This is a genomic window from Frankia sp. Hr75.2 (genome assembly GCF_949319125.1).
GTDB lineage: Bacteria > Actinomycetota > Actinomycetes > Frankiales > Frankiaceae > Parafrankia > Parafrankia soli.
This window is the reverse complement of record NZ_CASGGV010000233.1, coordinates 74,969-84,152: the sequence shown is the minus strand read 5'-3', so window position 1 is coordinate 84,152 and position 9,184 is coordinate 74,969. Positions and strand designations below refer to the sequence as shown.

Genomic DNA, 9,184 nt, shown 5'->3' with positions numbered 1-9,184 from the left:
GAGCGTCCACGGCGCCCGTGTCCTGCCCGTCCGGTACGCCGGCGCCCGGCGCGGGCGGCTCGGCGCCGGGCGGGGCCTCGGTCAGCACCACGTGGCAGTTCGTCCCCCCGACGCCGAACGAGCTGACTCCGGCGACCAGGGCCTCGGCGGGCCGTGGCCACGCGCCGGCGGAGCTCGCCACCCGCAGTCGAAGCTCCGCCAGCGGGATGTCAGGGTTCGGGTGCTCGAAGTTGAGGCTCGCCGGGATGCGGCGATGGCGGATCGCCAGGGCGGTCTTGAGCAGTCCGACGATGCCGGCCGCCCCCTCGAGATGGCCCACGTTCGTCTTGGCCGAGCCGACCAGGAGCGCCTGCTCGGATGGCCGTCCCGCGCCGAGCACCGCGCCGAGCGCCGCGGCCTCGAGCGGATCGCCGACCGGCGTGCCGGTGCCGTGCAGCTCCACGTACTGCGCGGCGGCCGGGTCGATGCCGGCGTCGGCGAACGCGCGGCGGACGGCGTCTCGCTGCGCGTCGGAGCTGGGCACGGTGAGCGCGTCCGTCGCGCCGTCGTTTGTCACGGCGCTGCCGCGCAGCACGCACGTGACGGGGTCGCCGTCGGCCAGGGCGTCGGCGAGCGGCTTGAGCACGACGATTCCGCCGCCCTCGCCACGCACGTACCCGTTCGCGCGCGCGTCGAAGGTGAAGCAGCGCCCGTCCGGGGAGAGCGCGCCGAACCGCTCCACGGTGAGCGTGCTCTCCGGCGTGAGGTTGAGGTTGACTCCGCCCACCAGCGCCAGGTCGGTCTCCCCGCGCCGGATGCTCGTCAGCGCCAGGTGCACGGCGACCAGTGCGGACGCCTGGGCCGCGTCCACGGTGAGGCTCGGGCCGCGCAGGCCGAGCGTGTAGGAGACGCGGTTCGCGAGGATCCCGTGGTTCAGCCCGGTCAGCGTGTGCCGGGTGATCGCGTCCGGGCCGCGCCGGTGGGTGAGCGTCGCGTAGTCGTGGGCGATCGCGCCGAGGAACACCCCGGTCCGGGTACCGGCGAGCGTCCCCGGGACGATTCCGGCATCCTCCAGGGCCTCCCAGCTCAGTTCGAGGACGAGGCGTTGCTGCGGGTCCATCGCGGCGGCCTCGCGGGGGGAGATACCGAAGAACTCCGGATCGAAGGTGTCCACCGCGTCGAGATATCCCGCCGGGCGCGCGGCGGCATCGTGGCGCGCTTCGGTGGACAGGATCGAGGCGCGGGTCCCGGGAATCGGAGTGATGGCGCTCTCGCCGTTCTCCAGAAGGCGCCAGAATGCGCCCGGATTCTCGGCCTTGGGTAGCCGGCAGGCAAGGCCGATGACGGCCACCGCCGAGGTCTCTGATTCGAGCGCGCCGTTTCCGTCCGAACTCATCGTCGCGAACTCCAGCTCTTCCCATATGTACCTGTCACCGACGCCCGATAGGCACGTGGCGGTAGAACGGCGGTTCCGAGGTGGTGCGCGGGGGTGGTCGGCCCGAGGCGTGCCGATCGCCGGCATCGTTGCCGGATGCGCCCGCTCGCCCGCTGGCACTGGAGTGACCGGCCGGAGGCGGGGGCGAGACACGGGCGGGACATCGGTCCCGGCGCCCACCCGCTCCAGACTGCTGTTGGCGTCGCATGGCGCTTCACCGACGATTGTTCAGCGCAGTCGCCCGGAGAACCCCTAGCCCGCCCCCTACCCATCCCTATGCCGCCCCCCGGCGGAAACAAAGATGAAGTGGTGTGCCCGGCCGGGAGAACGCCGTCTGGTTAGCTCTCGCCCGGCGCCGCCGGAGTTCGTCCCGCCTTTTTATGTCACGGGTGTGACGGGCGTGTTTACGCCGGCCGTGCGGTTCGCGTTCACGCCCCCGCCCGGCGCTGGAGGGACACTGTTCGTGACGGCATTTCGTTTCACTCGACCGGCGGTGGTGGCCCGTCCGCCCGTCCGCCCGGCGCCCGGCGGACGGTACCGGCTCGGCTCCGACGGGCTTGTGGGACGACGGCCCTACCGCCACCCGGGCGTCGGCCTGACCCCGGCTGTCACCCCGTGCCTTCGGGTGCCACCGTGCGCCCGAGGCATCCGACGGGGCGGGGGCGTCTCATCTCCGCGCACGTCTGAATAGAGCGGAGAGTAGTCTTCCGATTTCTGGAGAGAGTTGGTCGAGGACGGTCCAGAAGAGGAGCCGCGAGCGATGACGGCGGTACCCCCGACCCGACTCAGGGCCGACGCGCGCCGCAATCGTGACAAGATCATCTGTGTGGCGGTGGGGGCTTTCGTGGACGAGGGCCCCTATCTCCCCATGGAGGAGATCGCCCGGCTCGCCGGGGTCGGCGTGGGCACGCTGTACCGGCACTTCCCCGACCGCGGGGCACTGATCGTGGCAGTGGTCCAGGACAGCCTGGCGACGATGCTCGCCAGGGCCCGCGCCGCCGAGGCCGAGGAGACACACGCCTGGGACGCCCTGGTACGCAGTCTGAGTGGTTCCCGCGAGCTCCGCCTCACGTGGCGCCTGCCGGACCTCTTCCTGTCCGCGACCGGTGCGGCAGTCCGGGCGGACCCGACGATCCGCCGGATCCGGGACGAGCTCACCTCGCTGATCGACAGCCTCGTGCGCGCGGCGCAGGAGGAGGGCTCACTGCGCCCGGACGTCGGGACGGGCGACGTCATCCACCTGTTCTCGCTGCTGCTGCGCGGGCCGCACAAGATGCCTGGCGAGGTGGCCGAGGCCGCCTACGAGCGTGCCCAGGGCGTCATCCTCGACGGTCTTCGCGCCCGGCCGGGCATCTCACTGACCGGCCGGGCCCTGAGCGTCTCCGAGCTCGACGCCGAGTGAAGCCGGGGACACCGGGCCTGCCGATGCCCGGCCGGCGGCCGCGGGGCGCGGTCGCCGGCCGGTGACGTCAACTCGCCGTGATGGCCCGTTCGGGGCAGTTCGCGACGGCCTCCCGCACGGCCTTCTCGAACTCCGCGGGGACCTCGTCGACCTCGACCACCGCGTAGCCGTCGTCGCTGAGGGTGAAGACTTCGGGGCACAGCGTGCAGCAGGTGGAGTGTCCGCAGCAGCCGTCGGCGTCAACGGTGACCTTCATCAGATTTTGCTCTCTGCGAGGGTGAACTCAAGGTTGAGGTGCGTCAGCCCACGCAGGATGAAGGTGGGCAGGTAGCTGTACCGGCGGTCGTCCGCGGGGCCGTGCACGCTCTCGGCGATGCGGATGTCCGTGGTGCGCTCGAGCAGCCGCTCGATGCTCGCGCGGGCCTCGGCGCGGGCGAGCGGGGCTCCGGGGCAGGTGTGGATACCGCGGCCGAACGCCACGTGGTGGCGGGCGTTCGGGCGGGCGACGTCGAACACGCTCGGGTTCTCGAAGCGGCGCGGGTCGCGGTTCGCGGCACCGTTGACGACCATGACGGTGGTGCCGGCGGGCAGGTCGACGCCGCCGACGGTGGTCGGCACCCGGGAGAGGCGGAAGTCGCCCTTGACCGGGCTCTCCAGCCGCAGCGTCTCCTCGATGAAGTTCCCGACGCGCTCCGGCTCGGCCCGCAGCAGCTGCTGGAGCTCGCGGTCCTCGGCGAGGATCTTCAGCGCCGAGGAGAGCAGGCGGACGGTGGTCTCCTGCCCGGCCGAGAACAGGTTCGCCGCCACCCGGACCGCGTCGATGACCTCCGGGGTCGACCCGTCGGGGAACGTCGCCTGCGCCAGGCCGGTGAGGACGTCCTCGCGCGGCTCGCGCCGGCGGTCCTCGATGTACTCGGTGAACTTGCTGTAGAGGAACTCCAGCGGGTTGTGCGCCATGTGGTCGTCGCCGGTGCTGCCGATGCCGCTCTCCTGCGGCTGGCGCTGGAGGCGGTCGAGGAACTCCTCCTGGTCCTCCTCGGGCACGCCCAGCAGGTCGGCGATCACCAGCAGGGTGAACGGCCCGGCGAAGCCGGTGATGAACTCGCCCTCGCCGCCGGCCAGGTACGGCTCGATCATCCGGTCGACGAGCCGCCACATGTGCGCCTCGTTCTCCTTGAGGCGCTTCGGGGTGATCAGCCGCATCAGCAGCGCGCGGTGGGCGGTGTGGGTCGGCGGGTCGAGCGTGGGGAGCTGGTCGCTCATCGGCAGCTCACCGCGGTGCCGCTCGATCAGCTCGGTGACGTCGTCACCCTCGAGCGGGACGGGGAAGCCGGGGAACGGCCCCGTCACCGAGACGCACGAGGAGAAAGTCGCGGAATCGTGGAAAACCTCCACCGCTTCCTCGTACCCTGTCACCATCACCACACCGTGATGATTCTCTCGCTGCACGGGGCACTTGCCCCGCAGCGCGTCGAGGTACGGGTACGGATCCGCGACGAGCTCGTCGTCACGGAAGAAGTCCTTGGCCTCGAGGTCACTCACGGTCTGTGCCGCTCCCTTCGACGTCCTCCGCGCCAGTCTTACACCGGCGTGAGGGCAAGACAAACGACCCGTCCGGCTAGGTACCGGCCATTGGGGTGGGCCCATTGGGGTGGGTATGCCACGGATCGTAGTAGGCCCGACGGGACGGTGCGGCGGACGCCCGTCGCCTCAGCGCACCCGCACCGGGAGTGTGGCCAGCGCGCGGTGGATGAGGCTGGGCAGGTAGACCAGCTCCGACTCGTCGACGGCCAGCTCCAGCGCGGTCGTCCGGTGGACGAGCGCCCCGATGGCCGCCGCCGCCTCGATCCGGGCGAGCGGGGCGCCCAGGCAGAAGTGGATGCCGACGCTGAAGCCCAGGTGCCGGCGGGCCGGGCGCGGCCCGTGGTAGCGGGTGATGTCGAACCGGTCGGGGTCGGTGAACGCCGCCGGGTCGCGGCCGGCGGCGGCGCTGACCAGCAGGACGCCGTCGCCGCGGTCGAACGTGTGCCCGGCGAGCTCGGTCTCCCGGCACGCGGTGCGCATGGTGAACTGCGTCGGCGGGTCGTAGCGCAGCACCTCCTCGACGGCGGAGGGGAGCAGCTCCGGCCGCGCGCGCAGGAGCGCCAGCTGGTCGGGGTGGCGCAGCAGCGAGAGCACCGCCGACCCGACGTAGTTGATGGACGTCTCCATCCCTGCCACGACGAGCAGCGACGAGACGCCGAGCAGCTCGAGCTCGCTGAGCGCGTCGTCGCGGTCGCGGGCCGCGGCCATCCGGCTGATCAGGTCGTCGGTGGGGTTCGCCCGGCGCTGCGCGATCAGCTCCTCGAAGTAGGCCTGGAAATCCTGGGTGGCCTGCCGGCGTGCGACGAGCTCGGCCTCGGTGAGCAGGTTGTCGGGGTCGGTGCCGCGGGCGATGGCCAGCGCCCAGCCGCGCAGCGACGCGCCGACGTCGTCCGGGACGCCCAGCAGGTGACCGAGGGTCGCGCTCGCGATCAGGGCCGCGTACCCGCTGATGACGTCGAGGCTCCCGGTGGCCAGCGCGCCGTCCACCAGCCGGTCGGCGAGGGCCTGGATGCCCGGTGCCATCTGGTTGACGATCCGCGGCGTGAACGCCTTGTTGACCAGCCCGCGCAGCCGGGTGTGGTCCGGCGGGTCCATCCGCAGGAACGACCGCGGGGCGCTCGCCGCGCCGTCCCGGAACGGGCTGATGCCGGCGTCGTAGCCGTGCACCCAGTCGTCGCTCTGCAGCACCGCCTCGCAGTCGGCGTACCGGGTGAGCACCGTCACCGGGATGTCGCCGAGCATGAACGGGCACAGCGGCCGGGCCTCCCGCACCCGCTGGTAGACGGCGTACGGATCGGCCTTGTGGGTCGGATGGAACGCGGTGAACTCCACCGGGGCGGACTCGGCGGCGACCCCTGCGGTGACCTCGGCGGCGACCATGGCTCTCCACTCCTACGTCGGCGCGGTGCGTGCGGCCGCGCCCGCGCGCACGGGTGCACTCACTCCGCGGCACGCACGATGCAGGACGGCGGCGCCGGGAGACAGCGCCCAGTGCCGAGTCCAATCGGACGATTGCGCCCCGTCGACAGCTGACCGTCCACCGCCGGCCGCGGACCGTCGGTCGCCGGCTGCCGGGCGTCGCTGATGGATCGATACGAGATGCCAATGGGGCTCGCCATCCGTGCTCGGCCGGGGTCACGATGCAGCGCGACGACTCGTTGGTCGACACCGACGCACCGGGAGACCGCCGACCATGGACCGAACCTTGGACCGGGACCGCACCACCGACACCGTCGTCGCGGCCGACCCGCCTGATCAGGCCCGGCGCCTGCGTGATCTCGCCGATCTCGTCGAGCACGGGCTGCGGGCCGGCATCGGCGTCGGCCACTCCCTCGGCGTCACGCTCGCCGAGCTGGGCGACGGCTCGTCCACCTGGACGCTCACCCCGTCGCCGGCCGCGGCGAACGCGATGATGACCGTGCACGGCGGGGTTATCAGCACCCTGATGGACACCGCGATGGGCAGCGCGGTCTACACTCGCCTGCCCGCCGGAGTGCTTTACACGACGCTGGAGCTGAAGGTGAACTTCATCCGGCCGGTCGCGCTGGACGGCGGCATGCTCACCTGCGTCGCGACGGCCGTCCACGTCGGGCGCCGCACGGCGACGGTCGAGGCCCGCGTCACCAACCCGGCCGGTGCCCTGGTCGCGCACGGCTCGTCCACCTGCCTGCTGTTCGAGGTCGCCGGCCCCGCCGCGGGGCCGAGCACGGAGCCGGCCGCGGGGCCGGCGTGACGGGCCCCGCCACGAGCACACCGCACGCTGCCGCGGGCGCGCCCGCGGCAGCGTGCGGCGCGCCCGACGCGGAGGCTGCGCTCGCGCAGGCCGTGATCGAGTCCTTCGATCCGGCGTGGCGGCATGACCCCTATCCCGCGTACGGCACGCTGCGCCGGGCCGGCACCTTCCTACCGGGCCCGCTGGCCGGCACCATGCTCGTCCCCGGCCATGCCGAGTGCGCCGCCATCCTCGCCGACCCGGTGTGGAGCCACGCCGAGGAGTCGGAGCTGCTCCACCCGGACAGTGACGTCGAGCTGCCCGGCTCGTTCCTGTGGATGGAGCCGCCGGACCACACCCGGCTGCGCGGCCTGGTGAGCCGGGCGTTCACCCCGCGGACCATCGAGGCGACCCGCCCGCTGGCCCGCCAGGTCGTGGACGGGCTGATCGACGACGCCCTGGCGGCGGGGGAGCTGGACCTGATCGAGGGGCTCGCCTACCCGCTGCCGCTGACCATGATCTGCGAGCTGCTCGGGGTGCCCGTCTCCGAGCACCCCGCGGTGCGCCGGATGTCGGCCGGGATCGCGCGCGGGCTCGACCCCGACGTCCTGCTCTCACCGGCCGAGCTCGCCGCGCGGACCGCCGCCGTGGAGGAGTTCCGCGAGTTCTTCGGCGCGCTCGTCACCGCCCGCCGGGCCGACCCCCACGACGACCTGATCAGCGCGCTCGCCCAGGTGCACGCCGAGGGTGACCGGCTCACCACGACCGAGCTGCTCGGCACCCTGCTGATCCTCGTGGTCGCCGGGCACGAGACCACCGTCAACCTGATCGGCAACGGGGTGCTCGCGCTGCTGCGCGACCCCGCGCAGCTCGACGCGCTGCGGCGCGATCCCGGGCTCGCGCTGCCCGCGGTGGAGGAGATCCTGCGGTTCGACGCGCCGGCGCAGGTGACCACGCGCACCGCCCGGGCGGAGGTGACCGTGGCGGGCCGGACGTTCACCCCCGGCGAGGCCGTCATCTGCATGCTCGGCTCGGCCAACCGTGACCCCCGCGCCTTCGACCGGCCTGACGAGTTCCTCGTCGACCGCTACGCGGTCGGCGCGCGGGTGAGCCGCCATCTCGCCCTCGGGATGGGCCTGCACTACTGCCTGGGCGCCCCGTTGGTCCGGCTCGAGGTCGGTGAGGCGCTGCGGGGCATCGCCACCCGCCTGACCGGGATGACTCTGCTGGCCGATCCGCCGCCGTACCGGCCGAACATCGTCGTCCGTGGGATGTCGTCGCTGCCTGTGCGGGTCACCGGCCGACCCGGCTGATCTGACTGATCCGCACTTCGGTCCCGGCGATACGGCAATTCCATGAATTGAGGTGCAGAACACATTTCAGGTCCGGATTGTTACAATGTGAAAGGTTCTGTGCCGTCTCGGTGGTGGCCGCCCGCAGCGTCATGTATTCCGAACAATTACTCGCGCCTTACTCCGACTTCATCGCCTGTTACCCCTGCTGGCTATACTTGCCGATTGGGGGATTAGGGAGGAAGTTCGTGGAGTTTCGACATCTGGTTTCTTTCCTTGCCATCGCCGAAGAAGTCCATTTTGGCCGGGCCGCCCGGCGACTGAACCTGACGCAGCCCTCACTGAGCCAGCATCTCGCCCGTCTCGAGCGCGAGGTCGGCGTGCAACTGGTCGCCCGCACCTCGCGTGAGGTCCGTCTCACCCCCGCGGGCCAGGCCTTCCGGGGTGAGGCCAAGAGAATCCTCGAGCTGAAGCGCCGCACCCTCGAAATCACCCGCGACACCGCCGCCGGCCGCGCCGGGAAAATCAACATCGGGTTCAACCTGCCGGCCGGGCACCGGATTCTCCCGCCCACGCTGGCCCGCCTGCACAACTCCCACCCGGGCCTGCAGCCCCGGCTGTGGGAGCGGCGGACCGGGCCGCAGATCAAGAGCCTGCTCAGCGGGGAGCTCGACGTCGGCTTCATCTTCGGCCTGCCGCCGACCTCGAGCCTGCACTCGATGGAGGTGCTGCGGGTCCGCATCCTGGCCGTCGTCGGCGAGCACCACGAGTGGGCCGAGCGCGACCAGGTGCCGTTCTGCGAGCTGGAACGGCAGGGCTGCCTGCTGTTCCACCGGGCGCAGTGCCCCGCGCTGTACGACACGATCTCCCGGTCGGCCGACCGGGCCCGGATCAAGCTGCGGGTCGTCGCCGAGGTCGACGACCCGGGGGCGAGCGCGCTGCTGGTGACCACCCGCCCGGTGGTCGGCTTCGCGTCCCGGGAACGCGCGCTGGGAATCGCCGGATCGCGGGCGGTTCCACTGGTCGACCCCGTTCCGACCCTGCCCGTCCATGTCGTGTGGCGTCCGCCGCGCACCCGGCTGGTCGAAACGCTGCTCGAGAGCCTGGAAAGCGCGGCCGGCGACTGGGAATCCGCCGAGACGCCTGAGGAGAAGGTCGATTGGGTGCGGGAGCGGGGGCGATCGAATATCCCGATGGTCGCGCCCGCGCCGGTCCGCCCGGCAGTAAACGCCGTTACCGTCGCAGGAAATCGCCTGAACTAGGCCCCGGTCCGAAGTGGG

Annotated in this window: 8 protein-coding genes; 4 read left to right on the top strand and 4 right to left on the bottom strand. The window is 72.0% G+C overall.

Features of this window, described 5'->3' with window-relative positions:
• The coding region (locus tag AC559T_RS17120) for a beta-ketoacyl [acyl carrier protein] synthase domain-containing protein (RefSeq protein WP_498869380.1) at positions 1 to 1,375 on the bottom strand (1,375 nt) is incomplete at its 3' end.
• Between the two features lie 799 nt (positions 1,376 to 2,174).
• Here AC559T_RS17120 and AC559T_RS17115 point away from each other — a divergent pair.
• Complete coding sequence (locus AC559T_RS17115; protein WP_112106128.1) at positions 2,175 to 2,816, top strand: TetR/AcrR family transcriptional regulator; 642 nt, start codon at positions 2,175 to 2,177, stop codon at positions 2,814 to 2,816.
• Positions 2,817 to 2,883: 67 nt separating this feature from the next.
• Here the strand turns inward: AC559T_RS17115 and AC559T_RS17110 are convergent, their stop codons facing one another.
• The 3 genes from AC559T_RS17110 to AC559T_RS17100 all read right to left on the bottom strand — a co-directional run bounded on the left by AC559T_RS17110 (position 2,884) and on the right by AC559T_RS17100 (position 5,780).
• Positions 2,884 to 3,072 (bottom strand): ferredoxin, encoded by a 189-nt coding sequence (locus tag AC559T_RS17110; protein WP_020461461.1) that lies wholly within the window; start codon positions 3,070 to 3,072, stop codon positions 2,884 to 2,886.
• Complete coding sequence (locus AC559T_RS17105) at positions 3,072 to 4,358, bottom strand: cytochrome P450 (RefSeq protein WP_112106129.1); 1,287 nt, start codon at positions 4,356 to 4,358, stop codon at positions 3,072 to 3,074. The genes AC559T_RS17110 and AC559T_RS17105 overlap by 1 nt, the downstream gene beginning before the upstream one ends.
• A 168-nt stretch (positions 4,359 to 4,526) precedes the next feature.
• On the bottom strand, positions 4,527 to 5,780 hold the full coding sequence (locus AC559T_RS17100; protein ID WP_112106130.1) for a cytochrome P450: 1,254 nt from the start codon (positions 5,778 to 5,780) through the stop codon (positions 4,527 to 4,529).
• A gap of 313 nt (positions 5,781 to 6,093) precedes the next feature.
• Between AC559T_RS17100 and AC559T_RS17095 the strand changes: the two genes are divergently transcribed.
• From AC559T_RS17095 to AC559T_RS17085, 3 genes are all read left to right on the top strand, one after another.
• Positions 6,094 to 6,633 carry a PaaI family thioesterase gene (locus tag AC559T_RS17095; protein ID WP_071063239.1) on the top strand — a complete coding sequence of 180 codons (540 nt, stop codon included), beginning with the start codon at positions 6,094 to 6,096 and terminating at the stop codon, positions 6,631 to 6,633.
• Positions 6,630 to 7,925, top strand: a complete 1,296-nt coding sequence (locus AC559T_RS17090) for a cytochrome P450 (protein WP_498869379.1) — start codon at positions 6,630 to 6,632, stop codon at positions 7,923 to 7,925. The genes AC559T_RS17095 and AC559T_RS17090 overlap by 4 nt, the downstream gene beginning before the upstream one ends.
• 227 nt (positions 7,926 to 8,152) lie before the next feature.
• Positions 8,153 to 9,166, top strand: coding sequence for a LysR family transcriptional regulator (locus tag AC559T_RS17085; protein ID WP_071063235.1), 1,014 nt, complete (start codon positions 8,153 to 8,155; stop codon positions 9,164 to 9,166).
• Positions 9,167 to 9,184 lie beyond the last annotated feature (18 nt).